The following is a 24,959-nucleotide window of genomic DNA, read 5'->3' as shown; positions in this document are numbered from 1 at the left end:
CCCGTCCTCCCAGAATGTGAGTGTCAAAGTCCAGGCACCACTATGAATCCGCCTGGCTCGTCACCGTATGTTTCGACTCTGCCTTCCAGCAGATAACGTGCCGCCAACGCGCATAGCGCCGCGTCGACGTCGTCGATCGAAGTCAGCGACGCTGTTGCGATACCTTCCCGTTCGAGGATTGCCCGGCGCTGCGGACCCTTTTGCTTCGCGGATGCGACGTCCGTCCCGAGGAAAGCGCACGTGATCGCGTGGGGGAATGTCTCGAAGCACACGCGACCATTGATTTTTTCGCCGCCGCTGAAAAGCGGAAAGTGCGCGACGAATGCGTCGTAGACGCGCTCGCCGTTGAACATCCATCCATAGAAGCCGCTTTTGCTGGCGATCGCCGTTTCGCGAGCCGGTGTCGCAAACGAAAAGATTCGCTGCCGCGCGAGCGCCTTCTCGGCTAGTCGTCCCGCGGCGCCTGTTCGCCAACGACACGGCGCATCGATGCCGACCGCCGCCACCTCGAGTGCGCGACACCGTTCGAGCATCTGTTCGGGGGTCGCGTTGCCGAGATGGCTCACGATCTCGGTGCCGCGCAGGACGACCAGATGGTTTCCCTTCCGGTCGCCGCCAACATCGATGCCCGCTACCGTGGTCGGCGTCAAAGCAGCGCCACCACCCTCACATCGCCCTGCTCCGCCGACGCCACCACCTTCTCGCCGATCCGGCGGAACGTGATCGACACCGACGCATCCCCGACCCGCAGATCGCTGACCTCGAGCCAGTCGATACCTTCGGGCAGCATCGGCTGTTCGATCAGCACTTCGCGGCGCTCGGCGTCGATCGTGATGCCCAGACACGCCTCGAGCATCATGAACGGCGAGCCCGCCGCCCATGCCTGCGGCAAACACGCGACCGGATAGGCCGTGGGCGGCTCGCCGCGGCGTCGCGGGAAGCCGCAAAACAGCTCGGGCAAGCGCATGTCGAAATTGACCGCGGCCTGGAACAGCGCCTGCAGCAGCTTCACGGCCGACGCCTTGCCGCCATAGCGTGACAGCCCTCGCGCGCACAGCGCGTTGTCGTGCGGCCAGACCGAGCCGTTGTGATATGCCATCGGATTGAAGCGCGCCTGGCTCGCGGCCAGCGTGCGCACGCCCCAGCCGGTGTGGAACAGCGTCGAGTCGAGCGCCCGCACCACCGCCTCGCCGCGCTCGCGCGTGGGCAGGCCGAACGCCAGCAGATGCCCCGCGTTCGATGCCATCACGCGACACAACTCGCCATGACCGTCGAGCGCGATGCCGTAAAAGCCGACCTCGTCCATCCAGTACTTTTCTTCGACGCAGCGGCGGATCTTCTTCGCGCGCTCCGCGTATTGCGCGGCCGCGTCGCGCAGGCCGCGCAACTTCGCGTAGTGAGCCATCGTGTCGAACGCGGCGCTCGCATAGGCCTGCACTTCGACGAGCGCGATCGGGCCGTCAGGGAAGCGCCCGTCCGCATGGAACACCGAATCGTGACTGTCTTTCCAGCCCTGGTTCGCGAGGCCGCCATCCGATTCGCGCTGGTAATCGAGCAGCCCGTGCCGGTTTTTGTCGCACACGCCCGCGACCCACTGCGCCGCGCGTTCGAGCGCCGGCCATAGTTCGTCGATCAAGCCGACGTCGCCGGTGCGGGCCGCGTAGGCGCCGGCCAGCACGATGAACAGCGGCGTGGTGTCGACACCGCCGTAGTACAGCGCGAACGGCACTTCGCCGGCCGCGGCCATTTCGCCCTTGCGCATCTCGTGCATGATCTTGCCCGGCGCGGCGTCGCGAAACGGCGAGTTCTCGCGCGCCTGATGCTCGGCGAGAAAACGCAGCACGCCGGCTGCGAGATGCGGTTGCAGCCACAGCGTCTGCAGCGACGTGATCACCGCGTCGCGGCCGAACGGGGTCGAAAACCATGGGATGCCCGCGTACGGGTACGGGCCGGTCGCGAGATCTGTCGTCAGCAGGCCGAGGTCGGCGAACGAGCGGTCGATCCACGCGTTGAACAGCGGATTGCTCGAACGCACGCGCGCGCTCGCGTTGCGTCGCTCGCGCATCACCAGGTGCGCATCCACCATTGCCGCGCGTACCGCCGTGCGGCCGACGCGCGGGCGCTCCGCATCGATCTGCGAGAGATGCGCTTCGCTCAACGCATGCATCGGCTGCGACACGTCGGCGCCGGGCTTGCCGGTCATCGGCACGACATGCACCGCTATCGACAGATAGATCGACACGCATGCCTGCGCGGGCAGCTTGACGGTGTAGTCGGCGCGGTCGGCGAACAGCTTGTCCGGCTGCGGCGAGAACGCGATCCGCACGTTGCGCGCTACGTCGTCGAGACCGATGTAGCCGAGCAGCACCTCCTGATTCTCGATGCGCGCGGGCTGCACGCGACCCTGTTTGTCGCGCTTCAGGCCGCGCACTTCGAACATGTCGCGGAAATCGCTGGAAAACGAAATCGACAGCGGCACGGTCGCATCGTGCGTGCCGTAGTTCGTGAGCTCGATCGCCTCGTTGAGCACGGTGCCCGACAGCACGCGCACACGCTCGACGTGGATCACGCCTTCGGGCGTGCTGTCGCCGCCGAGCGGCGGCAGCGGGCGGTTGGTCAGATGCGCGGTGAAACTGGTGTTGTCGCTGCTGACGCTGCCCGACAGCAGCGACGGCGCGCGGCCGCCGAAGGTCAGCCGCAGTTGCGACATCACGCGCGTATCGTTGACGAACAGGCCATCGTCGTGGCCGGTGATATCGCCGAGCGGATCGTTGACGACGAAGGTGTCGCCCGACTTGAGCACGTGCTGCGTAACGCTCGCGACGTTAAGGTTTTCCGTCGGGATGAAAACGCCGTCCTGCTCGGGCTCGCGATGATCGACGCCGCCGGAGTGGGTCAGCCCGCCGAGGGCTTCTGGCTGCTGTATCAAGGTCGCTCCTATGGATTCGCTGCTGCGTTTGGTTGCACTTCGGGTCTCGCCTCGGATCGGCCGCCGGATTGCCCGGTTGCCCCGTCACCCGAGCCCGGTGGGCCGGCCCCCCGGTGGGCCGGCCCATCCGATTGTAGAGGCTCTTTCCGCGTGAGACGAGCTTATCGCCTCGGAGTTTCGGCTTTTTGCGCCGTTTTTTGACGGCGTTTCCGGTGGCACGGGACGTGCAGGCGGCAGGATGCGCGGAACGTAAAAAAACCCACGGCCTCGTGAGCCGTGGGTTGGCGACCGTCGTTGAACGCGTTGTCGGGCGTCTATCCGGCCTGTTACCGCTTCGCGACCGGCTTCGCCTCGCGCAGCGTCTCGCCGATGAACAGCTGACGCGGACGGCCGATCTTCTGCTCGGGATCGGCGATCATTTCGTTCCACTGCGCGATCCAGCCGACCGTGCGTGCCATTGCGAAGATACACGTGAACATCGACGTCGGAATGCCCAGCGCGCGCTGCACGATGCCCGAGTAGAAGTCGACGTTCGGGTACAGCTTGCGCGACACGAAATATTCGTCTTCGAGCGCGATCTTTTCCAGCGCCATCGCGAGCTTGAACAGCGGGTCGTCGTGCAGGCCCAGCTCTTCGAGCACTTCGTGGCAGGTTTCGCGCATCAGCTTCGCGCGCGGATCGTAGTTCTTGTACACGCGGTGGCCGAAGCCCATCAGCTTCACGCCCGAGTTCTTGTCCTTCACCTTCGCGATGAAGTCGGGAATGTTGTCGACCGAGCCGATCTCTTCCAGCATGTTCAGCGCGGCTTCGTTCGCGCCGCCGTGCGCCGGGCCCCACAGACACGCGATACCGGCCGCGATACACGCGAACGGATTCGCCCCCGACGAACCGGCGAGCCGCACGGTCGACGTCGACGCGTTCTGCTCGTGGTCCGCGTGCAGGATCAGAATGCGGTCGAGCGCGCGCACCAGCACGTCATTGACCTCGTACTCCTCGGCCGGATTCGAGAACATCATGCGCATGAAGTTCGCGCTGTACGACAGGTCGTTCTTCGGATACACGAACGGTTGACCGACGCTGTACTTGTACGCCATCGCGACCAGCGTGGGCAGCTTCGCGATCATGCGGATCGCCGATACGTCGCGATGCTGCTGGTTCGTGATGTCGAGCGAGTCGTGATAGAACGCCGACAGCGCGCCGACCGCCGCAACCAGAATCGCCATCGGGTGCGCGTCGCGACGGAAGCCGCGGAAAAAGAAGTGCATCTGCTCGTGCACCATCGTGTGCTGCGTGACGGTGTTCTCGAACTCGGCTTTCTGCTGGGCATTCGGCAGTTCGCCCTTCAGCAGCAGGTAGCAGGTTTCGAGGAAGTCGGCGTTCTGCGCGAGGTTGTCGATCGGGTAGCCGCGGTAGAGCAGTTCGCCCTTGTCGCCGTCGATATATGTGATTTCGGAGTTGCACGCCGCCGTCGACATGAAACCCGGGTCGTACGTGAATTTGCCGGTCTGGCCGTACAGCTTGCGGATGTCGATGACGTCGGGGCCCAGCGAGCCCTGATAGATCGGCAGATCGATGGTCTGGTCGCTGTCGGAAAAGCTCAGCGTTGCGTGTGACTTCGAGTTCATGTACGTCTTCCTTTTGCTTGATACCGCACTCGCGCCGGCATGCATCGCGTTCGTACGGCGAGGCGCGACATCGGCGCTCCCGAAGACGGGCATGCTCAGGCTCCGCTGCGCATTCTACGGGTCGGCGTGTCGTTGATTGCGTCGATTGATCGCAACAGTCCATCTCCTTGGGCGCAACATTCGTTGTCGGCACGCGGCGGGTGCATCGCGATGCCGTTGAAAGTTGCACGAAAGTCGGAACACCAGCCGCAACAATGTTTTGCTGCCAGCACACTGCGTCGGGCGGGATCCATCTGCGATACTCAGTCCGTGCATTGATGCTTGCGGCCCGCGATTCGAAGCGGGTTTTTTTGATCACACAGAAAAGCAGGACGAATACAAATGAATGTCTCTCTCGAAACGCTGTTTCCGGATCACGTCCATACCGAAGACCACACGGTCACCGCGCTGAATCATCAGGATATCGTCGTCGCGTTGTCGGCGGCGCTGAAGACGCAGGACGTCGCGGTGCTGCACATGCTCTATCCGCGCACCGACGCGCGCACGCATCGCAGTCTCGACACGCTCGTCGACGTGCTGCATGGACACGGCCTGCATGAAGTCGCGGATCTGATCGCGCAGGAAGCGCACTATCTACTGTTCAAGGACCCGGTGAAGGCGTGGAGGGTGTTCCACGAAATCCGCAACGACTCGCTCGCGATCGGCGTACATCTGTACTATCACGGGCTCGTCGGCGAGGCGGCCGAACGCGCGCTCGACAAGGACGCGCATCGCAAGGCCTGATGCAGTAACGGGCGATCGGCGGCGCGCGCCGGCCGATCGCCCTTGGTCTTCGCTTCACTTGCTCAGCGCGCGCTCATCGCCTGAATGAAATCATCCACGTAACGATTGAACGCGGACGGGTGCGCGAGGTTCATGCCATGCGACGCACCGCGTACCGTTTCGCGGCGCGCATCGGGCAACCATCCCTGCAACGCCGTCACCGTGCGGTGGAACATGTCGGGACTCTTCTCGCCGTCGATCAGCAGGGCCGGGCAGCGCAGATCGGCCGCGTCCTCGGGCATGTAGGCGGGCAGCGGATCGCGGAATTGCCGCGCGAGCGTGTGCGCGTTGTCCGTCGCCATGCGGCGAAAACCCGGGGTGCTCATCGCCCAGAAGCCGGGGCGGCTCACCGAATCGACGAACAGTTGCAAGCCTGCTTCGACCTCGCCGCTTTCGATCAACCGAGCCGCTTTCGCGCGCAATGCGTTGACCGTCTCCGGCACGCTCGCGGGTGGACGTCCGGCGATCTGCAGCGGGCCGCCCGGATCGGCGAGCGTCAGCGTGCGCACGTGTTCGGGATGGCGTCGCGCGAAATGATAGGCGACGCAGCCGCCGCGCGAATGCCCGACCACATGCGCGGGCCCCGCGCCGAAACGCGCGATGAACTCCGCCACTTCATCGGCGTGGCTGCTCCAACTGAACGGCAGGTCCACCCGCGCGCTATCGGTCACTGGCCAGTAATGCGTGAGACTGACCGCGACGCAGCGATAGCGCTTCGACAGGCCGGCCAGTTGCGGCTGCCAGTAGCGGTAGTCGCACAACGAACCGTGCACGAACAGCAGCAAGTCGCCGTCGCCGGCCTCGACGTAAGGCACGCGCAAACCGCTGCGTAGTCCGATGAAGGATGGCGATGACGACAGCGACGAAGCGGAAACGGATTGATTCACGGGTGATCGACGGACAGCGGCATCGGCGCGGGAATGCGGGCGGAGCCGGCTGGCTACAGGCATTGGGAAATGAGCGTACCGGTGTCCCTGAAAATGGGACGCGATGCGTATTGTCACATAAGCGTCAGCGACGCGTCGGGCAGGCGTCTTCATCAAACCACTGACGCGTGGCGACAAGGATATTACTCGCCTGGAGAGAACTTCATCAGTCAGGCCGTTTCTTAAAGATCAACATAACCGGCGCGCCCCATAAAGCACCGTATATTGGGTTTCCCGATATTTTTTAGATGTTCGACGACCTCTTTAAACAGAGGCTCATCTTTGTCTGGCTCCATCATTATTCGCCAATCCTGGTCGCCGTCTCCTTTCATCTTTAAGAAGTGTGCGTCGCCTGGTTCGTCCACATAGGCCCTGACTATATAACTGACATTTCCCTCGACAAATTCATAGATATCGTACTCGTAATAATATTCATACATTCCATTTTCATCGCGGTCACTGCAGTCGATGTGGTGGCTCACAATTACTTTCATTAACTTCTCCTGCCGGTCAAAAATTTTGGCATCAAAGCTCAAGATACGCTGTGAGCCGACGCCGTATCTGATCCGTGCACGCCGAACACGACACACGCGGCCTTGCTGGCCATCGTCGGTTCCGGCAGCACACACAGAGCCGCCGCCCCGACCATTTCCAGCACCCCGCCGACCACCTGCAAACCGCCCCATAGCCGGTTGGAAAGCATCTCCGTGGGGCTGATCGACTGGCGGGAGAGCACTGCCGCCAGTTGCGGCGCACTGAGCACCACCCGCACGCCGTCCGAATCCTGTTGATACGACGTTCCGGTGTCCTCTGTAGTTGTTAGGGCTGCTACGCTAGCAGGCATCCACAGGGGTATGGAATGGGCGATGGATGATTTTTGGATTCCGCTTCGGTCAACGAAGTGTCAATATTTGTCCGCGTCGGAGGGTCTCAGTTCACTGGGAAGCGCGTGCGCGGCATTCTGAAACGGGAGCGCTGCGGCGGCAACGCTGGCCGCTTCCTGTTCGCGGTCGCGTTCGTTAATTGAGTGTTTGCCAGCGTCGATCGAACGGCCCATCGCAAGCGCCTTCACGTGCGTCCGCAATAGAGACCTCGGGAGACACGCCGGGCCCGCATCGCGTCGCTTGCCCGTCACAGGGCCGGTAAAGCGCAGCGTCCATTTGCAGCCCGCCTTGCCAAGGGTGAGCAGCAGCCCGGTTACCCTGCCACCGAATGCCGGGTTTTTGCCGAGCTGTAGTGAAGCCCTTATCCACCGCTCACGCGTCCCCGGCTTCGTCCACCCACCCCGCCGCGGCCGCCGCGCCCGCGCCGCGCACCGCGCAGGTCAGCGGTTCGTCGGCGACGTGCACGTCGAGGCCGATTTCCCGGCTCAAACGCCGCCCCAGATTGCGCAGCAGCGCGCCGCCACCGGTCAGCACGATGCCCTTGTGCGCGATGTCCGTCACGAGTTCAGCGGGAGCCAATTCGAGCCCGCGCTTCACCGCGCCGATCACCTGGCTCAGCGGCCCTTCGATCGCCTCCGAAATATCGCGGTTGCTCAACTGCACCGTGCGCGGTAGCCCATCGTCGACGCTGCGGCCGGTTGCGTTCATCTGCTCGAGCGGCACGTCGTGCACGGCCGAGCCGATGGCTCTCTTGACGTGCTCGGCGGTCTGCTCGCCGAGCAGCACGCCATACAGATTGCGCACGTAGCCGATGATCGCCGCGTCGAAATTGTCGCCGCCGACGCGCACCGAGCCACTATACGCGGTGCCGCCCAGCGCAATCACGCCGACCTCGGTGGTGCCGCCGCCGATGTCGACCACCATCGAGCCGGTCGGATCGCCCACCGGCAGGCCCGCGCCGAGCGCCGACGCGAGCGATTCGCCGATCAGGCTGACCTTCCACGCGCCAGCCGCCTCGGCCGCTTCGCGGATCGCGCGGCGCTCGACGTGGGTCGCGGAGGCCGGCACGCACAGCGTGAATGCCGCGCGCCGGCTGAAGAGCGAGCGCGGCCGCGCCATGTCGACGAATTGCTTGATCATGTGTTCGGCGGCGGAGAAATTGGCGATGACGCCGTGGCGCATCGGCCGCACCGCTTCGAGATTGCGCGGCACGCGGCCGAGCAGCTGGCGCGCCTCGGCGCCGATCGCGGCGATCCGCTTCGACCCGCTCGCGGGCTGCGTCTCGAAGCACACGACGGACGGCTGGTTCAGCACGATGCCGCCGTCGTCGGTATAGATAAGGGTGTTGGCCGTGCCGAGATCCACCGCCACGGCGTGGCGGAACAGTCGCTCAAAGAGCGGGTAATGCGGCGTCGGTCTGGCCATATGCAGGCTCTGATGTGTCGTTATGCGCCGTCCAAGGCGGTCTGGAAATGCGCCCCCGGTACCCCGAAGCCGCGCGACACGCACCGCTGGGCGTTGCGCTTCCCGCACGGCGGGGGTGATTTTCAAGCTATTGCCCGTATGACGGCAAGCCCGTCAGAATCTTTAGGGCCACTTTCTAGTGGGTTTGTGTCAATCGCGCGACAGCTCGCCCAGTGCGCGTTCCAGCGCGTCACGGCCGAGCGCGACGCCGTCGGCGGTGATCGTGTGGCCGACGCCGGGCAGCACGTAGGCGTCGACCGCATAGCCGGCGGAGTTGAAAGCGTCGGCCGCGGATTCGAGTTCGCGCACCGGGATCACCTCGTCGTTCTCGCCGTGGACGAGCGTGAGCGGCGTCGCGCGGTTCGACGACACGATCGGCGAGGCGAGCCGCCCCGAATACGCGACGACGCCGGCCGCGCCCTCAACGCTCGACGCGACGTGATGCAGCGCCATGATCGAACCTTGCGAGAAGCCGACCAGCGCAAGCCGATCGAAAGACAGCTGCCAATGCGCGAGCTCGGCGTCGAGCACGCGGCGCAGCGCCGGATAGGCGGCGGCGACGCGCGCCTCGCGGTTCGCCGCGCCGACGTCGCGCAGGCTGAACCACTGGCGGCCGCCGAAGCCGCCGTCGAACGGATCGGTGCCGTCGAGCGACACGAACGCCGTGCCGGGCAGCTCCTCGCTCCAGATGTCGGCGAGCGGCATCAGATCGCGCGCGTTGCTGCCGACGCCGTGCATCAGCACGACGAGGCTCGTCGCGGGCGCGTTTTGCGGCGCGCGCCGCCAGCCGTGTTCGAATTGTTGCCAGCTCATGGTGGGGTCCTTTTTTCCGTGGGATTGGGTGTACGTTTCGGCCTTTGCTGACGCAACCTCAGCCGCGAGCATACGCCGCGTGCCGCGTTCGCGCCGTCGGGCGCCGCATCGGCTGCTGCCGTGGCCGGCGCCGGCCGGCGATTGCGGGTATGCTTTTGCGCATCGACGGACCCGCCGCCGCGGTGCACGGTCCACGGCATCCTGCGCCGACCATGCATTGCGAATCGCGCGCCCTCGCCGTCCGTCCTCACGCCGTTCGCGCCGTCCGCCGCAAAACCTCCGGAGAACGCCTTTTGAGCCAGCCCAACGCCGCGCCTGATTCCGCGTCGCCGCCGCCTCAGCCACCCGCGCCACCGTCACCGCCCGCGCCTCTCGAAGGCGGCCGGCTGGTTCTCGCGACGATCGCCGTCGCGCTCGCCACGTTCATGAACGTGCTCGACACCTCGATCGCGAACGTCGCGATTCCGACCATTTCCGGCAACCTCGGCGTCTCGGTCGACGAAGGCACGTGGGTGATCACCGTGTTCGCGGCCTCCAACGCGGTGGCGATTCCGCTGACCGGCTGGCTCACGCAGCGCATCGGCCAGGTGAAGCTGTTCGTCGGCGCGATCCTGTCCTTCACGCTCGCGTCATGGCTGTGCGGCATCGCGCCGACGCTGCCGATCCTGCTGCTCGCGCGGGTATTCCAGGGCGCGGTGGCCGGGCCGCTGATTCCGTTGTCGCAGGCGATCCTGCTCGGCTCGTATCCGAAGGAGAAGTCGTCGACCGCGCTCGCGCTGTGGGCGATGACCGCCACCGTCGGCCCGATCGCGGGCCCGGCGCTAGGCGGCTGGATCACCGACAGTTACAGCTGGTCGTGGATCTTCTACATCAACATCCCGGTCGGCCTGTTCGCGGCCGGCGTCACGTGGATGATCTACCGCACCCGCGAATCGCCGACGCGCAAGCCGCCGATCGACGTGGTCGGCCTCGGCCTGCTGATCACGTGGGTCGCGTCGCTGCAGATCATGCTCGACAAGGGCAAGGATCTCGACTGGTTCTCGTCGCCGGTGATCGCGATTCTCGGCCTCGTCGCGCTGATCAGCTTTGCGTTTTTCCTCGTATGGGAGCTGACCGAGGAGCACCCGATCGTGGATCTGCGGCTCTTTCAGCAGCGCAATTTTCTCGGCGGCACGATCGCGATTTCGATCGCCTACGGGGTATTTTTCGGCAATCTCGTGCTGCTGCCGCAATGGATGCAGGAGTACCTGAACTACCGTTCGATCGACGCCGGCCTCGTCACCGCACCGCTCGGCATCTTCGCGATCATTCTTGCGCCGATACTCGGCCGCGTGCTGCCGCACTCGGACGCGCGCGTGATCTCGACGGTCGCGTTCGTCGGCTTCGCGATCGTGTTCTATATGCGCTCGAAGTACGTGATCGAGATCGACACGTGGCACCTCGTGCTGCCGACGCTGCTGCAAGGCATTCCGATGGCGCTGTTCTTCGTGCCGCTGACGGCGATCATCCTGTCCGGCCAGCCGCAGAGCCGGATTCCGGCGGCGGCGGGGCTGTCGAATTTCGTGCGGGTGTTCTGCGGCGCGGTGGGCACGTCGATCGCGGGTACCGCGTGGAACAACCGCACGATACTGCATCATGTGCGGCTCACCGAGCAGGCGTCGGTCGACAACCCGTTGTTCGCGCAGCAGATCGACAACACGCAGTCGGTGCTGCATCTGAATCCACAATCGGCGAATGCGCTGTTCGATTTCACCGTGAACACGCAGGCCGCGATGATGGGCCTGAACGACGTCTTCTTTGTGTCGGCGATCATCTTCGTGCTGATCATTCCGCTGATCTGGATCACGCGGCCGGCCAAGGGCGGAGGTGGACCGGATGCGGCCGGCGCCCATTGAGGCAGATTCGTTTTCGCGCGACGGCGACGCTCGCGCGGTGGCCACGAAGCGGCGTCAGCGGAAATAGCGCGCCGGCGTGTCGCCGAACGCATCGCGAAACACCGCGATAAACGACGACACGTCGTTATAGCCGACTTCGAGCGCCACCTGCGTGACGCTCTCACCGGCGCCCAGATGTTCGAGCGCGGCCAGCAGACGCAACTGCTGGCGCCATTGACCAAAGGTCTGCCCCGTTTCCTTCGCGAACAAACGCGCGGCCGTGCGCGCGGTCACGCCCGCGGCCGCGGCGAGTTCCTCCAGCACCAGCGATTGCGCGGGATTCGCGCTGAGCGCCTCGGCGATGCGCCGCGCGCGCGGATCGCCCGGCCAGTTCAAGCCAAGCGGCGCGGCGGGCAAGCCGGCGACGCGATCCAGCAGCACCTGCAGCAGACGGCGGGCGGGTTCATCGGGCGTGTGATCGTGCGGCAGATCGGCCGCGGCGGCGAGCAGCGCCTGCACCAGTGTGTCGGGGATCAGCGCGCCGGTCTGCGCGGGCAGCGGCGCGGCGGAGTCGGCGGCGGAGTCGTCGGTGGCGTCCATTGCGGCATCGGTTGCGACGTAGAGCGAATACGACTGCACCGGCCGCGCCGCGTGCAGGCAGTGCAGCGTATTCGCGGCGATCCACAGCGCGCGGGCGGGCGGGACGACCCAACGGCCGGATGCCGTGCGCACGGTCAGCACGCCTTCGCTGACATGAATCAGACGCGCGCGCCGATACGCGCGCCACGGCTCGTCCAGCGTCGCATGGCGCTCGCCGACCACGAAGACCGCTTGCTCGATGCCGTCCGGATCGAAGGCTTCCGTCATGGTGTCTGCTCTGACGCGGGACGTCCGCGAAGGGAGCAAGATTAGCACGCGCGCGGGGCCCGGCTGCGAGGCGGGCTAACAGGGTCCGGCCACCGTGAGCGCATCCCGCCTAGAGCGGGCAGCTCAAAAATCTCTCGAAGGCGATGTTAACTTTCTCGGCAAGCCGTTAGCCTTGAGCACCTGAACAACGAGCCCCTTCGTCCATCGGGCCAGCCGTAATCAGAGCCTGAACAAGGTTGACAAATGGCGCGATCCCGGCAACGCTGCTCACGCTGCCGGGATCGCCACGAGCCTGATCGCCGAATGGGCCATTGCACCACGCGCAACACGAGCTCGCGCGCTGAGTATATTCAGCTGGGAGCTCGTGTTGTTTTGCTTGGTGAGCATAGCAACTTGCCCACGGGGCATGCCATGGAACGCGCAAAAATCACGATCGCCTACGACTTCATTTGTCCATGGTGCTGGATCGGACATCGAAATCTGGAGGCCGGCAAGGCCCTTGACGATCTTCCCGAATTAGACGTTCGTTATCTTCCGTTCAAATTGAACCCGGAAATACCGCCTCAAGGGATGCACCGGCGCGCCTACCGAAGGCTCGAGTTCGGTAGCTGGACTCGCTCGGAAATGCTGGGCGGACGTGACTTTGCCGTGACGCGCCGCTATTTGAACTTGACGAGATCCTTGAAGATCAGTTGAGCCCAGGTATTCCCCCTGGCCTGGACGAGCGAACCGCCCTCCTTGAGCGGTCCTAGCGCAATCGGCGCGAAACCGAGTTGTTCAGCCAGAGCCGCGACCGGTGCCACCGCACTTTCGTCATCACTCGACAGAAACACGACGCGGCTGCCGCCATTCACACTCGGATCAGCGGCCAGAACGGCGGCAGGCAGATGGTTAAAACCCTTGACGAACCTGGACCCGGGAAACGCCTTGGCGACAACGGCGGAGGACGGCAGACCTTGTAGCTCTTCGACGGGAACGCCGTAAGCATTTGTCGCGTCGATGACCGTCTTGCCCTTCCAACTCTTGATCTGCTTCGCGACCTCGCGGTGCTCCCAGAAAGGAACCGCCAGGAAGATCGTGTCGGACTCGATTGCATCCTGCAGCGTCCTGGGGACGACGGTAGGGCCAATCGCTCGTGCCTGCTGCATCAACGTCTCGGGAGGGCGCCGGCTGGCGACCGTTACGTCGATGTTCTTTCTTGCAAACGCTCGAGCGAGTGCCTGGCCTACCGCGCCAAAGCCAATAATCGAATAGCTCATGCGAACTCTCCATCCAGGTGACGTTTTGATCAACCACGGATCCATGGTGATTATTGGCAACCGGGCGCGCGGGAGCGTTGCCCGCGTTAGGCGGCCCGCTGCGCGCGATGCGCCATGCGAGCCACAGCAGACACGCGGAGCCGAGCGCCTTCGACGCCGTTTGCGGCGACGACAGCGCGAGCAGACGTGACAATACCCGCTGGACAATCACCGAAACCAATCCAGGTTATTGATCAGGATTTCATATTTATAGACGCAACACGGACCATCTTCGTCAAGTTGACAGGCCCCCTACACGCTTTTCGGCGCGATTTCAGATAGCCGAGAAGCCGCCGTCGACAGACAATTCCACCCCATTCACGAAGCTCGAATCATCTGAAGCAAGAAACAGCGCGACCGTCGCAATTTCCTCAGGACGACCCATCTTTCCCCGCGGGATCAGGGATTCGAACATCCGCTTCGCCTCCTCGGTGAGAACCTGGTCCTGCATCGGTGTGGCGATCGGCCCCGGGCTCAGCACGTTCACCCGGATATTCCTGCCCTTCAGTTCGTTGAGCCAAGTGCGTGCGAATGAGCGCAACGCCGCCTTGCTCGCCGAATACACGCCGTAACCAGGAAAACCTTTCACCGAAGCAACTGACCCGGTCATGAAGATCGATCCGCCATCGTTGAACAGCGGCAACGCCTTCTGAACCGTAAACAGCGTACCGCGCGTATTCAGGCCGAAGGTCGCATCGAAGTGCTGCTCGGTAATCTCGCCCAGTGGGACGGCTTCGCCCATGCCAGCGCTCGCGAACAGGATGTCGATCTTGCCCTTTTCACGCCTGACTGTATCGAACAGGCGGTCGAGGTCGTCGAGATTGGCCGCGTCGCTGCGCACGCCGGTCACGTTCCGGCCAATCTGCTTGACGGCTTCGTCGAGCACCTCCTGCCTCCGGCCCGTGATGAAAACATAGGCGCCTTCTTCGACGAACCGCTTGGCGCTCGCCAGCGCCATGCCGCTCGATCCCCCCGTGATGACTGCAACCTTACCCTCAAGCTTTCCCATGACATCTCCTTTCGTGGTGTCGGACAGCGTCTCGGTTCCCATTTGCACAAATGTGCTGTATCTTGTGGATCACTGATCCAGATACAGCTTCATTTTATACGGATCACCGATCCGATTGTCAAGGCGATTTATGCGAGCCGACGCCAGAAAAAATTACAGCCATCTACTTGCGGTCGCGCGTGACGTCGTCACCGAGCATGGCGCCGATGCGTCGATGCGAGATATCGCCCGCCGGGCCGACGTCGGATTGGCCACACTGTTTCGCCATTTCCCGACACGAGAAGCCTTGTTCGAAGCGTTGCTGCGTATGAACGTGGACGAACTGATACAGCAGGCAGCCAAACTAGAAACGTCGAATCCGCCTGACGAAGCGCTGGTGTCCTGGTTTCGCGAAGGGGTTGCATTCGTTCGTAGCTATAGCGGCATTTGCGCCTTGTTCGCGACCGCGCACGCGGACCCTGACTCCGCGCTTCACGCTTCGAGCACAGCGCTGCGTTCAGCGGGCGCGCGACTACTGCGCCGTGCTCAGGCCGAGGGAACGGCGCGCGCCGATATGGATGGGGTCGACCTGTTCGCCCTGATGTCGGCGCTCGGCTGGCTCGACGGCCAACCCGGATTCGCGCCACGCGGGGATCATCTCTTTCACATTATTACGAGCGCCATCCTGACAAACCGGTCGAGCAACGATGTCGAGAAGGCAACGTGTTGAATCAGATCGCCGACGCATACTTTCCTACCAGGAAAGCCCCGGGGATTCGAACCAGACGGCGCAAAGCTGACTGGAGCCGACAGTCGAATGGCCATTACCGCACTTGATCGATCGGCCGCTTCTGGCCGCACGGTGACATCCGGGTCAGTCCTCGATCTCTCTATCTCAGCCGGGTTGAAGGTGCTGGCACTCCGTTTGGAACCAATAGTCGACCAGGCGCTGTGCCGCTTGTAGATCATCCGGGTAATACGGATCATCAAACCACGGTGACGGGTCGTAGCCCGCTTTCCTCAAGGCAGCGAGTTCGCTTTGGTGCTGCGCCATCGTAGGGGGCGCGTTTGTCTTGAGCGCCGCCAGGTCGCGGCACTCCGTCGGAGTGAGGTGCGGCCCGGTATACGGCATGCCACCAGCGACACAGCCGGTGAGCAAAATCACCAGAGCGGGAAGTATTGACTGTGTTCCAGGCCGATTTCTCATAGTACGTCTCCTTCCCTGCGCCGCGCCGTGAACCAACTCGTAGTGCGCACCGTTGCCGCTGCGGGTGGAAAATGCCCGCCTTCGACGCATGTCACTTCGAAGCCGGAACCGGCGTCGCCTTCTCTCACCACCTTGTAGATGCCACGCGTCTGAACCTTCTCGCGCGGTTTGTGCCCTTCGGCCCTATCACGCTCCTTCGGTTGATCCGCCGCGGGAGCAGCAAGCATCGTTCCTCCCGGCTACCGCGGAGCCCACGTCAGGCGTGAACGTCAACTTGTCCCGCGAGGCGCCGTCTGCAAGCCCGCGCCTCTCCACTACAGGCCAACTATCGTCGATCCAGTTGCGAAGGCGCGACGCGGCCCCCTGGCTGGGATCGGTCGCCGTGACGGCGAAACCATGAGTCAGGAAGTGTGTCACCCAACCCGCGCCAATGACATCAGTGCCGACGACGGCGACGTTGACGGCTCGCGTTGTCATCGGTTAGCCCTCCTGGCAGGCAGCGTGGATTGTTTCGCGCAACGGCCGCAGCCCAATGATCTTCCGTGCTTCAGCCGGCGTGGCCGGCTCGTAACCCATCTCGCGGACCAGGCGAACAAGCCGCTCGACCAGGTGAACATTGGTGGCCAACTGACCTTGTCTGTAGTAGAGGTTGTCTTCGAGTCCGACGCGCACGTCCCCTCCCAGCAACGGCGAGTTCATCGCCGCAGGCAACTGCGCCGCGCCGATAGCGCTGACGTTGAAGACGGCGTTGCGGGGCAGATGATCGATCATCATCTGCAACAGCCGGGGCGTGGAGGGCAACGCGCCCTGGAACGCATTGGCGCCGATCACGATATTGATAAAGTGCGGCGCGTCGTCGAGCCCCTCATTGATGGCGCGCTGAACATCCTGGACGAAGTCGGCGAGGCTGACCGGCCACAAGGGGACCCTCGACGACGTAGGCTACATCGTCGACATTCGCCATAAGTTTGACGCATGCGGGCGTCTTATCAGTTGTGTCGCGCCGTTCCGGAAGCCGATTGATCGAATCCAGGCGGCGAACAATCTGCGTTCGAATGCGCTATCAGGGATATGACACGCTCTTCGAGACCATCCCGCATCCGGCTGCAGGATGCTGCGCAACGAGGGCGGCCGAACCCGGTCGGATACTCCTCATTGCATTGCAGCAAAGGCGCCGCCGCCGTCCGCACCGGCAGGCGCGCAGTTCGCCCCTTGCCGATCCCCCGCTCCTTGCCTGCCGCGACGTCACTGGATCAGCGGCACCACGCCGAGCTTTTCAGCCAGCATCCTTTCGTAGACACCAAAGTGCAGATCGACCTCTTCCTGGGTGACCACGGTCACGAAAATAGTGATCTGCGCGGGCTGCAGGCCCAGCACCGTCGCGATCGCCGCTTCCAGCTGGGGCGCGCATAGCCGGTCATCGGCGAACGTGGTGCCGACCGCAATCTCGTAAGCGGACTCCTGCCGGAACACCACTTCAACCAGCCGCGCCCGGGCGCTCATGTTGCTGTCGATCGCCAGCCGGATGACTTCGACCGCCGTGCGCATCGTCTCAGTCGGGAACCCCTTTGTTGAGCGCAACCGGAGACGGTGACGCCCAAGAGTGAGCCAATCGTATTCGAATTCCATGGTGTCCTCGCATGGTGTTGCAGGGTGTCGTGAACGTAGGGGTGTGACAATCCAAATTCAAGAACAAAAAGTCGCCATGGCCCACTTGAAATTTCTGTTTTCAGTCCTATCTTAAATATCGCTCAGGCAGTCGCGCCGGCATTCCGGCGCGCTGCGTGTTTCGATTTGTTTGCCGCAGCATGGCAGACGGACTGGAGCGCGTATGCCGGTTCGTTTTCCTGCTGCATCCAAGGAGGAAACGATCATGAGTGATCTCTACTTCGGGACCGACCTTTTCAGCGAGTTCGACCGTCTGCAACGGCAGATGGCGAGTCTCTTCGGCGGTTTCCCGTCCAGCATCCGCTCGGGGCGCCTGGGCGCCTTCCCGCAGGTCAACATCGGTTCGACCGACGACTCTATCGAGATCGTTGCGTTCGCGCCCGGTATCGATCCGGCGCGTCTCGACGTATCCATCGACAAAGGGCTGCTGACCATCAGCGGCGAGCGCCAGACCGTACGGCCGGAAGCGGCCGGCGACGACCTGCGTACTTATGCGCAGGAGCGGTTCGTCGGCACCTTCCGGCGCGTCATTGAACTGCCGCAGCATGTGGACCCTGACAAGGTCACGGCGCAGTACACCAATGGTTGCCTGACCGTGAGCATCGGCAAGCGGGAAACGTCGAAGCCGCGGGCCATCACTGTTCAATGAAACCGGTCGCAGAACTGAGGAGGACATCATGAACGACACCACAGAACTTGCCAGCAAAGATGAAACGGCGCTGGCCCGTCGCGAAGACGAGCAGTCGCAACGCCCGATCACGCTAACGCCGCCCGTAGACATCTTCGAGGACAGCCAGGGCATCACCCTGTGGGCCGATCTGCCCGGCGTTACAAAGGACCGCCTTGATGTGAAGGTACACGATGGCAACCTGTACATCGAGGCCGAGGCGGTGGTGCCCACGCCGGCGGGGCTGCGCCTGCAACATGCGGAGATCCGCCAGCCGCATTTCGCGCGGGCGTTCGCTCTTGGGGCTGACTTCGACGCAACGAAAATCGATGCGAACCTGAAAGACGGCGTGCTGAAACTGACGATACCGCGCCGCGACGAAGCCCGGCCGCGCCGGATCGAGGTGCGGACGGACTGAAGTCGGCAGGTGGGCGGCAACGACAGGGAGAAAACCGGTGGCGGTCGTCTGGCCGCCACCTACTGACTGCGGAGGCCTGGATGCGGACGTCATACATGAATGCTGGCGCGGACGCACGCTCAGCATACGGCGCGGTGCCGGTACGTGAGCTCAGGACGCGCCGCGGATCGCGAGGCGGCCGTGGCGGCGTTCCGCAGATGCAGTCGGGAACGTCGAGGGCAGAGTCGCGACTTCAGCGCAATGACAGGAATCCGGTTCTCCGGCCAGACTGTAGAGGAGGATACGATGAATACGGATCCGAAAAAGTGGAATCCCTTCAAGTTCCTACGCGGGGCGGCTCGCAAGTCCGATGCGGACACCTCGGAAAGCCCCCCGGCGAGCGAACAGTGGCGTGACTCGTGGCCTGACATTCCGCGATTGTTCACACGCGAACCGTGGCGTGCTTTGGAAGAGTTCTTCCATGACCCGTTTGCAGGTCGCGGCGCCCTCGAACGTTGGTTTGGCGACTTCAGTTCATCGCGCTTCCAGCCGCGCATCGACGTGGTCGACGAAGGGAAGGTGTTGCGCGTGACCGCCGAGTTGCCCGGGATGGAGCGCGAAGACCTGAGTGTGAGCGTCGAGGACGGGGCGATCGTGTTGCGCGGCGAAAAGAAACAGGACGTGCGCAGCGAGGAAGACGGCTGCTACCGGCTCGAGCGCGCCTATGGAAGCTTCATGCGCACAATCCCGATGCCGGAAAACGCCGACCCCGATCACGCATTGGCAAAATTTGATAACGGTGTGCTCACGTTGACCGTGCCGAAATCGGAGCCGGCGCGATCCACTAGCCGCACGATCGATATCGGCTAGGCCAAACAGGCAAGAAGTGCGCTGGTCGCGGTGGACATCGGGCGACACGGGCCGTTAGCTCAGTTGGTAGAGCAGCGGACTTTTAATCCGTTGGTCACTGGTTCGAATCCAGTACGGCCTACCAAAAGATTCAAGGGCTTAGCGTTCGCGCTAGGCCCTTTTTCTTTTCCGACTGTCAACGAAGTGTCAACGGCATTGTTGTGGCGGCCCGCGATTTGGCTTAATTCGCCGAGTATGATTGAACCTCTTGCGATCTCAAGGGGGCTCGGGGCGTCTCCCAAAGATGGCTTCGGCCCGGAGGCGATTCATCGTTGGACTTTTTCCATGAAGTGACCTCCCTGTCGGTTAGGATCGTTTCAAGCGTCGCCGCGTTGTATGTGATGTCGGTTTTTCGATGAACCTCTTCGAAGGCATCAGACCCAACGCAAGCAGGATCAGACGCTTCTCCTGTGCACCGATGTCGCCCTTGGGATTGAATGAAGTCATGCTGCATCCGCCGAGCAGGCCGAATGCGCCGAGCGGCATAACGCGGCCTGCGGCAACGCAAAACCGTTTGACGGTATCAGATTGACCGTGCGCACTTGACCCGATACAGCGATTTCTTCTACATAAACCTGGGATTCTGCATGTCATGTACCCTGGTTGCCGGTAACACCACAGGCGGACGAACTCACCTGCGGTAGCGCCCCTTTGGCTGGCGTGGAAAGGGACCGGCCAAACTGAACCCGGCCGGCCCCACGATGGCTAGCGGCCTGTCGCATCCTGCACAGCTTCCTTCGTGGTTTCCCCAAGTGGGGCGGAGTTCGGCGCTGCCACTTCGAGATGTGGTTGCGCGACGCCCGCTTTATGGCGCCTGCGCGAGTAATGCGCTGGCTTGCTAGCACCCTCCAGTCGCGTCGCGTGAGGCGCGCCCCCGGGACGATGCACGTCGTGCGTCACGAATCCCGAATCGTGATCCGGTATCGCGAACCAGTCCGGATGCTCAAACGATGCGCGAATGTCGTCCAGGCCCGTCTGCCAGTGCTCGCTCATCGTGTCGATGCTGAATTCGTAATCCTTATAGTGCCCCTCATACGCCTTGTTCTTGTATATGAGGTGCACAACATTGACCGTACTGCCATCGGCAACTTCCCGCGCCTCCCGGATGAGCGGATGCTGCTTCTCCAGGCCCGGCGGCACATGCTTCAATAGCTCCTTGATGAGCTGTGCATGACGCTGGGTCGACCCGAGCATCGCGGTGATAGCGCGGGTCCGGCTGGAATACTGGATGTCCTTGGCGCGCTCGGACACATCCAGCATGTCGCCCGGGAGGCCACCGCTCGCACTCCAGAGGTCAACCTGGAAGACCAGGGTGTCCTTGTGCTGCGGGTCGCTTACAACCTCAGTCAACGGGGTGTTCGACACCAGACCGCCGTCCCAGTAATATTCGCCATCAATCTCGACGGCAGGAAAGCCCGGAGGGAGCGCACCCGAGGCCATGAAGTGCTCTGGCGAAAGGCGCATCTGGGTGTTGTCGAAGTAGACCAGGTTACCCGTGCGCACGTTGACCGCGCCGACGGAGACGCGAATATCGCCGTCGTTGATTCTGTCGAAATCGGCGAATTGCAGAAGGGTCGCCCGAAGCGCGGTGGTATCGTAAAAGCTCACTTCTTCTGGCGAGCGCTTGCCCATCCCTGGGATGGGCACCGGAAGGCGCGGCGAGAAAAAGCCTCGCTGCCCTTCGGTGAGTGCGCGGCCTGCCGCCCAGCAGCTCGACCACTTGCGCGACAGGTCGTGCATGCCCGCGGCGCGGGGTAGCCACGCGCCAAGGTTCCCAAGCATGTCCGCCGGCTGGCAGATGGTGTTCCAGAATCCATGCAATGCCTCGGTACGCTTGCCCGGAGCGTTGCCCGCGATGATGGCTGTGTTAAGCGCGCCGATGGAGATGCCGGAAATCCAGTCCGGATGAATGCCAGCTTCCTCGAGGCCTTCGTAGACGCCGGCCTGATAGGAGCCCAGCGCGCCGCCACCCTGTAGCACGAGAGCGACCTCGTCATAGGCCGGAAGCTTGAAAGTCTTGCGAGGTGTGCCTGATGTTTCTTGATCTTGACGCACTGGGCGGCTCCTTAGTGCATCGACCAGCCGTGGCTGACGATAATGGACTGGCCCGTCAATGCGGACGATTCGAAGCCGGCGAGGAATGCCACGGTGTTGGCGACGTCTTCCACCGTCGTGAATTCGCCGTCGACCGTTTCCTTCAACATCACGTTCTTGACGACGTCTGCTTCCGAAATGCCCAACGCTATCGCCTGCTCCGGAATCTGCCTGTCGACAAGCGGCGTGCGCACGAACCCCGGACACACGACATTGGCCCGTACACCGCGCGAACCACCTTCCTTGGCTACCACGCGTGCGAGACCGAGCAGTCCATGCTTGGCCGTCACGTAGGCAGCCTTCAGCTTCGACGCTTCGTGCGAGTGGACCGAGCCCATATAGATAATCGACCCACCGTTGCCCGCAGCGTACATGTGCCTGACAGCAGCTTTGGTCGTGAGGAACGCGCCGTCCAGATGGATTGCGAGCATTTTTTTCCAGTCGGAGAAAGCATAATCTTCAATCGGGTTGACAATCTGGATGCCCGCGTTCGAGACCAGCACATCGATGCTGCCAAGCCTGTCTACAGCCTGCTGGATGCCGGCGTTGACCGCTTCTTCGCTCGTCACGTCCATTGATACAGGCAGCGCTTTGCCACCCTCCTTGCGGATGCTCTCGGCCACGCTCTCAGCAGCCTTGAGGTTCAGGTCCGCGATTACCACCGACGCGCCGAGCGCCGCGAGCTTGCGTGCGCACTGTTCACCGATACCACTTGCAGCGCCCGTCACGAGCGCGACCTTGTCTGTTACGGACATGCCTTTTCCTTAATATGTCAGAGGGTGCTTACTGATTCGCGGCAAGCTTGAGTGCCGGCGCCTCGGCGAGGTAATCGAAAGCCACCTCCCCGATGTCGAGCGTGAGATTGGCGATAACGTGCCGCGCGCCGACGATTTTGCGCACCGGCAAATCCGCCACCGGAGCCAAGGCATGGGGGTGCAGCTCAAGCGCGGCCGGACCGCCCCACGCGCCGAGCACCGTGACATCCCGCAGGAAGTAGCGCACGAGCTCGCAGATGCGGGCTGAACCGTCGACGTGCGGAATGACTTTCAGTAGATAGTTCGGCGTGTCCGCCAGCTTCTTGCGCTCGACCTCGAGGTCAAGTGGCTCGTACTTGTAGCCCATCGTGCCCGTGGCAATGCGCTGGGTGCCATAGTCGAGCGTTCCAAGCAGCGTGTCGTTGCCGTCAACACGCAATTTCGGACTCGCCAGCTTCTTGGGGAAGCCCCAAATCTCACGACCGCCAGCAATCGGGCCTTCGTCGTCGAGGTACATCGCGTGTGTGTAGCTGCCTGGCGCGCCGGCATCATCTCTTACCGAGATAACCTGGCCGCTTTCCGTGTAATCGCCGAATCCCGACGAGTCTGGCATGCGAATGAATTCGTAATGCACGAGGGGGCTTGCGACTGTCAGTGGTTCCGGCACCACGGCGCGCAAAGCGTCCATGTCGGTCTCGTACGAAATGATGAAGTACTCGCGATCAAGGAAGCGAAACGGCGGGCGGGGGTAGGAAGGATTGTGGACGGGCATCGCAAAAGCATCTTTGCGGATTTTTTCGATTTTCAACTATCTCTCCAGTAGTGACGTCAAATGACGTCGCGTCTTTAAAGCCCACGCATGCGCACCAGAGGTGCTGTGCTGCACACCGCGCCTCTGCCTTATCACAGCGTGTCGGGTTCGAGTGGCCCTGTGCTCTGCATCGTTGTACAGAGCACGGGCAATAGTAGCGCCTTGGTCCATGCATCGGTGTCCTTGCTGGCCGTAAAACACTGTCCCCCTCGCCGCAACAATTGGTTCGATCCTTGTGCGCGCCCGCTTCTCATCGGCGAAACGCCGCGTGTAGCGATGTCGCTTCGTGATAGGCAATATCGCACATATAGGCGTACGTATTAATTGCCACATGGCTCGTTGTTTCGTCCCCGATGCCTCGCTTGCTTCAGGCATGTCGATTCGAAACCGCGTCCCCGAGAACATAAACGTGCGCAAGGTCACAATTGGACATTAACGGAAGCCGCGACCATCATTGCGCCTGCGTTTCGCGGCGGCGGATCGCCTGCTCTGGGAGAGTACACGGCGTCGCCCGCCTCAATCGGATGACCGCTCAACACGCACGTCCCCGGCCCCTTCGCGATGAACACCCGTCAGGGCTGGTAATCACAGCGACCGCTGCACGAATCGCACCAGGAAACCGACCGGGTCTGCAAAGGGTTCGGCGCCACTTTCAGGTCAGGCGGATCTTCGGTTGGACGAGACCGTTGATCTGTTCCGCTGTCCACAGCAGCGTCGCCTTTCGAAAGCCATGGAGAGCCTGCTGATGGCGCCGGTAGAGCATGGCGTGACTCAGTTGAGCGAAACGTCCGCGCACGAAACCGCCACGAAAGAGTCCGAAGCGCCCAAGCGTGCCGAACGCGTTGTAGTCGCTCAGCGAGACGAGCGAACCGAAATCGCGGAAACGGAAATCGGCAAGTGGCTTGCCTGCAAGCCACCCCGGAAGGTGACGCGCGAGATGCTCGGCCTGCTGCGTGGCGACCTGCGCGGTCGGTGCAAGTTGCCGGTCGTGACCGGCAAGTGTCAGGCTTGCGCAATCGCCGAGCGCGAACACGTGATCGTCACGCGAAGACTGCAGACTCGCTCCGACGACGATCTGGTTGGACCGGTTCGTTTCGAGTCCGTCGAGATTGTTCATGAAATCCGGCGCCTTGACGCCCGCTGCCCAGACCATCAGATCGGCCTCGGCAAGCGTGCCGTCGCCGTGGCGAAAACCATTCGCCTCTGCCGCGGTAACACGCGCCGAAGTCAGCACGCGAAAACCGATATGCTCGAGCTGCGACTGACTCGATGCCGATATCTCCGGCGCAAACGCCCCGAGCACGCGCGGGCCGCTTTCGAGCAGCGTCAGACTCAGCCGCTCTCGCACAGTCGGGTCTCCGTAACTCGACGCAACGTCAAGCAAGCGGCTCAGTTCAGCGGACAGCTCAACACCCGTTGCACCCGCGCCGACGATCGCCACACGCAGTGGTTCGTCCTTCGCGACGCTTCGAAATACGCGCGCTCGCAACGCGGCGTTGAACGCTTCGGCCTGTTTTTGACTGTCGATGAAATGGCAGTGCTCTTTCACGCCCGGCACGCCGAAATCGTTCGCCCGGCTACCCAGCGACAGCACAAGCACGTCGTACCCGACCGTTCGCGGACCGAGCACTACTTCACCTTCCGGCGTCCTGAGCTCGTCGAGCTGGACCAGCCGCCGGCTTCGATCGAGCCCGTTCATTGCGCCGGGCTGATAGGTGAAGCCGTGATCGCGGGCATGGGCGAGGTAGATCACCTGCTGCTGCTGAACATCGCGCGTGCCGGCTGCAATAGTGTGCAGCATCGGCTTCCATATGTGCGTCGGGCTGCTGTCGATCAGCGTGACGCTGGCCCGGCCGCTACGCCCTAACAGGTCGCCGAGTCGGGTAGCCAGCAAAATTCCCGCAATCCCGCCGCCGACGATGACAATCCGTATTGGTTGTGACATAATAAATTCAACGCGT

Annotated in this window: 26 protein-coding genes, 1 tRNA gene and 3 pseudogenes; 8 read left to right on the top strand and 22 right to left on the bottom strand. The window is 62.9% G+C overall.

Annotated elements, in window-relative coordinates:
• Positions 1 to 23 precede the first annotated feature (23 nt).
• The 3 genes from OKW35_RS27425 to gltA form a co-directional block, all read right to left on the bottom strand.
• A complete protein-coding gene (locus OKW35_RS27425; protein WP_429553659.1) occupies positions 24 to 650 on the bottom strand; it encodes a DUF429 domain-containing protein in 627 nt (208 codons plus the stop codon).
• A complete protein-coding gene (locus OKW35_RS27420) occupies positions 647 to 2,926 on the bottom strand; it encodes an amylo-alpha-1,6-glucosidase (protein ID WP_090810509.1) in 2,280 nt (759 codons plus the stop codon). Before OKW35_RS27420 ends, OKW35_RS27425 begins: the two co-directional genes overlap by 4 nt.
• A gap of 329 nt (positions 2,927 to 3,255) precedes the next feature.
• Complete coding sequence (gene gltA / locus OKW35_RS27415; protein WP_184059892.1) at positions 3,256 to 4,554, bottom strand: citrate synthase; 1,299 nt, start codon at positions 4,552 to 4,554, stop codon at positions 3,256 to 3,258.
• Positions 4,555 to 4,935: 381 nt separating this feature from the next.
• Between gltA and OKW35_RS27410 the strand changes: the two genes are divergently transcribed.
• Positions 4,936 to 5,337 (top strand): hypothetical protein, encoded by a 402-nt coding sequence (locus OKW35_RS27410; protein ID WP_184059890.1) that lies wholly within the window; start codon positions 4,936 to 4,938, stop codon positions 5,335 to 5,337.
• 62 nt (positions 5,338 to 5,399) lie between these two features.
• On the opposite strand, the gene OKW35_RS27405 is transcribed toward OKW35_RS27410, so the two are convergent.
• From OKW35_RS27405 to OKW35_RS27380, 6 genes and pseudogenes are all read right to left on the bottom strand, one after another.
• A complete protein-coding gene (locus OKW35_RS27405) occupies positions 5,400 to 6,263 on the bottom strand; it encodes an alpha/beta fold hydrolase (RefSeq protein ID WP_429553658.1) in 864 nt (287 codons plus the stop codon).
• A 221-nt stretch (positions 6,264 to 6,484) separates the two neighbouring features.
• A complete protein-coding gene (locus OKW35_RS27400) occupies positions 6,485 to 6,796 on the bottom strand; it encodes a hypothetical protein (RefSeq protein WP_429553657.1) in 312 nt (103 codons plus the stop codon).
• 53 nt (positions 6,797 to 6,849) lie between these two features.
• A pseudogene (locus tag OKW35_RS27395) lies at positions 6,850 to 7,146 on the bottom strand (hypothetical protein); the annotation flags it as partial.
• 60 nt (positions 7,147 to 7,206) lie between these two features.
• On the bottom strand, positions 7,207 to 7,359 hold the full coding sequence (locus tag OKW35_RS27390; RefSeq protein WP_184059881.1) for a hypothetical protein: 153 nt from the start codon (positions 7,357 to 7,359) through the stop codon (positions 7,207 to 7,209).
• 199 nt (positions 7,360 to 7,558) lie between these two features.
• A complete protein-coding gene (locus OKW35_RS27385) occupies positions 7,559 to 8,611 on the bottom strand; it encodes a rod shape-determining protein (protein ID WP_184031269.1) in 1,053 nt (350 codons plus the stop codon).
• A 189-nt stretch (positions 8,612 to 8,800) separates the two neighbouring features.
• Positions 8,801 to 9,463, bottom strand: coding sequence for an alpha/beta hydrolase (locus tag OKW35_RS27380; protein ID WP_429403015.1), 663 nt, complete (start codon positions 9,461 to 9,463; stop codon positions 8,801 to 8,803).
• A 293-nt stretch (positions 9,464 to 9,756) separates the two neighbouring features.
• Between OKW35_RS27380 and OKW35_RS27375 the strand changes: the two genes are divergently transcribed.
• Positions 9,757 to 11,358 carry a DHA2 family efflux MFS transporter permease subunit gene (locus OKW35_RS27375; protein ID WP_018425335.1) on the top strand — a complete coding sequence of 534 codons (1,602 nt, stop codon included), beginning with the start codon at positions 9,757 to 9,759 and terminating at the stop codon, positions 11,356 to 11,358.
• 54 nt (positions 11,359 to 11,412) lie between these two features.
• Here OKW35_RS27375 and OKW35_RS27370 read toward each other — a convergent pair whose 3' ends face one another.
• Entirely contained in the window at positions 11,413 to 12,204 is a 792-nt protein-coding gene (locus OKW35_RS27370) for an AraC family transcriptional regulator (protein WP_184059872.1), read from the bottom strand.
• 411 nt (positions 12,205 to 12,615) lie between these two features.
• On the opposite strand from OKW35_RS27370, the gene OKW35_RS27365 reads away from it, so the two are divergent.
• Entirely contained in the window at positions 12,616 to 12,900 is a 285-nt protein-coding gene (locus OKW35_RS27365) for a DsbA family protein (protein ID WP_184059870.1), read from the top strand.
• Here the strand turns inward: OKW35_RS27365 and OKW35_RS27360 are convergent.
• On the bottom strand, positions 12,864 to 13,463 hold the full coding sequence (locus OKW35_RS27360) for an NADPH-dependent F420 reductase (RefSeq protein ID WP_429553656.1): 600 nt from the start codon (positions 13,461 to 13,463) through the stop codon (positions 12,864 to 12,866). The genes OKW35_RS27365 and OKW35_RS27360 overlap by 37 nt on opposite strands.
• Positions 13,464 to 13,776: 313 nt before the next feature.
• The gene (locus tag OKW35_RS27355) at positions 13,777 to 14,511 is read right to left on the bottom strand and encodes an SDR family NAD(P)-dependent oxidoreductase (protein ID WP_429553864.1); all 735 of its coding nucleotides are present in this window, start codon (positions 14,509 to 14,511) and stop codon (positions 13,777 to 13,779) included.
• 130 nt (positions 14,512 to 14,641) lie between these two features.
• Between OKW35_RS27355 and OKW35_RS27350 the strand changes: the two genes are divergently transcribed.
• Positions 14,642 to 15,220 carry a TetR/AcrR family transcriptional regulator gene (locus OKW35_RS27350; protein WP_090809671.1) on the top strand — a complete coding sequence of 193 codons (579 nt, stop codon included), beginning with the start codon at positions 14,642 to 14,644 and terminating at the stop codon, positions 15,218 to 15,220.
• A 165-nt stretch (positions 15,221 to 15,385) separates the two neighbouring features.
• Here the strand turns inward: OKW35_RS27350 and OKW35_RS27345 are convergent, their stop codons facing one another.
• From OKW35_RS27345 to OKW35_RS27330, 4 genes and pseudogenes are all read right to left on the bottom strand, one after another.
• Complete coding sequence (locus tag OKW35_RS27345) at positions 15,386 to 15,697, bottom strand: DUF4148 domain-containing protein (RefSeq protein WP_184059863.1); 312 nt, start codon at positions 15,695 to 15,697, stop codon at positions 15,386 to 15,388.
• Between the two features lie 186 nt (positions 15,698 to 15,883).
• The gene (locus tag OKW35_RS27340; RefSeq protein WP_184059861.1) at positions 15,884 to 16,174 is read right to left on the bottom strand and encodes a 3-hydroxyacyl-CoA dehydrogenase NAD-binding domain-containing protein; all 291 of its coding nucleotides are present in this window, start codon (positions 16,172 to 16,174) and stop codon (positions 15,884 to 15,886) included.
• Positions 16,175 to 16,177: 3 nt separating this feature from the next.
• Positions 16,178 to 16,621 (bottom strand): annotated as a pseudogene (locus OKW35_RS27335) (3-keto-5-aminohexanoate cleavage protein); the annotation flags it as partial.
• A gap of 321 nt (positions 16,622 to 16,942) precedes the next feature.
• Positions 16,943 to 17,326: a hypothetical protein gene (locus OKW35_RS27330; RefSeq protein WP_429333765.1), complete on the bottom strand. Its 384-nt coding sequence runs from the start codon at positions 17,324 to 17,326 to the stop codon at positions 16,943 to 16,945.
• A gap of 244 nt (positions 17,327 to 17,570) precedes the next feature.
• Between OKW35_RS27330 and OKW35_RS27325 the strand changes: the two genes are divergently transcribed.
• The 4 genes from OKW35_RS27325 (at position 17,571) to OKW35_RS27310 (ending at position 19,423) form a co-directional block, all read left to right on the top strand.
• On the top strand, positions 17,571 to 18,014 hold the full coding sequence (locus tag OKW35_RS27325) for an Hsp20/alpha crystallin family protein (protein ID WP_429553863.1): 444 nt from the start codon (positions 17,571 to 17,573) through the stop codon (positions 18,012 to 18,014).
• A gap of 28 nt (positions 18,015 to 18,042) precedes the next feature.
• Positions 18,043 to 18,450: an Hsp20/alpha crystallin family protein gene (locus OKW35_RS27320; RefSeq protein ID WP_090809667.1), complete on the top strand. Its 408-nt coding sequence runs from the start codon at positions 18,043 to 18,045 to the stop codon at positions 18,448 to 18,450.
• A 285-nt stretch (positions 18,451 to 18,735) separates the two neighbouring features.
• On the top strand, positions 18,736 to 19,299 hold the full coding sequence (locus OKW35_RS27315) for an Hsp20/alpha crystallin family protein (RefSeq protein ID WP_429404313.1): 564 nt from the start codon (positions 18,736 to 18,738) through the stop codon (positions 19,297 to 19,299).
• Positions 19,300 to 19,347: 48 nt separating this feature from the next.
• Positions 19,348 to 19,423, top strand: a tRNA-Lys gene (locus OKW35_RS27310).
• Positions 19,424 to 19,710: 287 nt separating this feature from the next.
• Here the strand turns inward: OKW35_RS27310 and OKW35_RS27305 are convergent.
• The 6 genes and pseudogenes from OKW35_RS27305 to OKW35_RS27280 form a co-directional block, all read right to left on the bottom strand.
• Positions 19,711 to 19,824 (bottom strand): annotated as a pseudogene (locus tag OKW35_RS27305) (ubiquinol oxidase subunit II); the annotation flags it as partial.
• Positions 19,825 to 20,043: 219 nt separating this feature from the next.
• Positions 20,044 to 21,393, bottom strand: coding sequence for a DUF3734 domain-containing protein (locus OKW35_RS27300; RefSeq protein WP_429403009.1), 1,350 nt, complete (start codon positions 21,391 to 21,393; stop codon positions 20,044 to 20,046).
• An 11-nt stretch (positions 21,394 to 21,404) separates the two neighbouring features.
• A complete protein-coding gene (locus OKW35_RS27295; RefSeq protein ID WP_184059855.1) occupies positions 21,405 to 22,187 on the bottom strand; it encodes a 3-hydroxybutyrate dehydrogenase in 783 nt (260 codons plus the stop codon).
• A gap of 28 nt (positions 22,188 to 22,215) precedes the next feature.
• Entirely contained in the window at positions 22,216 to 22,995 is a 780-nt protein-coding gene (locus tag OKW35_RS27290; RefSeq protein WP_184059853.1) for an acetoacetate decarboxylase, read from the bottom strand.
• Between the two features lie 422 nt (positions 22,996 to 23,417).
• Positions 23,418 to 23,567 (bottom strand): DUF3331 domain-containing protein, encoded by a 150-nt coding sequence (locus OKW35_RS27285; protein WP_090809656.1) that lies wholly within the window; start codon positions 23,565 to 23,567, stop codon positions 23,418 to 23,420.
• 83 nt (positions 23,568 to 23,650) lie between these two features.
• Positions 23,651 to 24,943 (bottom strand): NAD(P)/FAD-dependent oxidoreductase, encoded by a 1,293-nt coding sequence (locus OKW35_RS27280; RefSeq protein WP_429553655.1) that lies wholly within the window; start codon positions 24,941 to 24,943, stop codon positions 23,651 to 23,653.
• Between the last annotated feature and the right edge of the window lie 16 nt (positions 24,944 to 24,959).

The organism is Paraburkholderia sp. MM5477-R1 (assembly GCF_050436385.1).
Lineage (GTDB): Bacteria > Pseudomonadota > Gammaproteobacteria > Burkholderiales > Burkholderiaceae > Paraburkholderia > Paraburkholderia tuberum.
This window is presented reverse-complemented; position numbering and strand designations above follow the sequence as displayed.

What these genes read in the sequence shown, in the direction of transcription:
- OKW35_RS27350 (WP_090809671.1), top strand. Translation starts at nt 14,642, where the DNA reads ATGCGAGCCGACGCCAGAAAAAATTACAGCCATCTACTTGCGGTCGCG.
- OKW35_RS27365 (WP_184059870.1), top strand. Translation starts at nt 12,616, where the DNA reads ATGGAACGCGCAAAAATCACGATCGCCTACGACTTCATTTGTCCATGG.
- OKW35_RS27355 (WP_429553864.1), bottom strand. Translation starts at nt 14,511, where the DNA reads ATGGGAAAGCTTGAGGGTAAGGTTGCAGTCATCACGGGGGGATCGAGC.
- OKW35_RS27400 (WP_429553657.1), bottom strand. Translation starts at nt 6,796, where the DNA reads ATGAAAGTAATTGTGAGCCACCACATCGACTGCAGTGACCGCGATGAA.
- OKW35_RS27380 (WP_429403015.1), bottom strand. Translation starts at nt 9,463, where the DNA reads ATGAGCTGGCAACAATTCGAACACGGCTGGCGGCGCGCGCCGCAAAAC.
- OKW35_RS27390 (WP_184059881.1), bottom strand. Translation starts at nt 7,359, where the DNA reads ATGGGCCGTTCGATCGACGCTGGCAAACACTCAATTAACGAACGCGAC.
- OKW35_RS27295 (WP_184059855.1), bottom strand. Translation starts at nt 22,187, where the DNA reads ATGTCCGTAACAGACAAGGTCGCGCTCGTGACGGGCGCTGCAAGTGGT.
- OKW35_RS27280 (WP_429553655.1), bottom strand. Translation starts at nt 24,943, where the DNA reads ATGTCACAACCAATACGGATTGTCATCGTCGGCGGCGGGATTGCGGGA.
- OKW35_RS27325 (WP_429553863.1), top strand. Translation starts at nt 17,571, where the DNA reads ATGAGTGATCTCTACTTCGGGACCGACCTTTTCAGCGAGTTCGACCGT.
- OKW35_RS27340 (WP_184059861.1), bottom strand. Translation starts at nt 16,174, where the DNA reads ATGACAACGCGAGCCGTCAACGTCGCCGTCGTCGGCACTGATGTCATT.
- OKW35_RS27410 (WP_184059890.1), top strand. Translation starts at nt 4,936, where the DNA reads ATGAATGTCTCTCTCGAAACGCTGTTTCCGGATCACGTCCATACCGAA.
- OKW35_RS27320 (WP_090809667.1), top strand. Translation starts at nt 18,043, where the DNA reads ATGAACGACACCACAGAACTTGCCAGCAAAGATGAAACGGCGCTGGCC.
- OKW35_RS27315 (WP_429404313.1), top strand. Translation starts at nt 18,736, where the DNA reads ATGAATACGGATCCGAAAAAGTGGAATCCCTTCAAGTTCCTACGCGGG.
- OKW35_RS27345 (WP_184059863.1), bottom strand. Translation starts at nt 15,697, where the DNA reads ATGAGAAATCGGCCTGGAACACAGTCAATACTTCCCGCTCTGGTGATT.
- OKW35_RS27370 (WP_184059872.1), bottom strand. Translation starts at nt 12,204, where the DNA reads ATGACGGAAGCCTTCGATCCGGACGGCATCGAGCAAGCGGTCTTCGTG.
- OKW35_RS27385 (WP_184031269.1), bottom strand. Translation starts at nt 8,611, where the DNA reads ATGGCCAGACCGACGCCGCATTACCCGCTCTTTGAGCGACTGTTCCGC.
- gltA (WP_184059892.1), bottom strand. Translation starts at nt 4,554, where the DNA reads ATGAACTCGAAGTCACACGCAACGCTGAGCTTTTCCGACAGCGACCAG.
- OKW35_RS27330 (WP_429333765.1), bottom strand. Translation starts at nt 17,326, where the DNA reads ATGGAATTCGAATACGATTGGCTCACTCTTGGGCGTCACCGTCTCCGG.
- OKW35_RS27360 (WP_429553656.1), bottom strand. Translation starts at nt 13,463, where the DNA reads ATGAGCTATTCGATTATTGGCTTTGGCGCGGTAGGCCAGGCACTCGCT.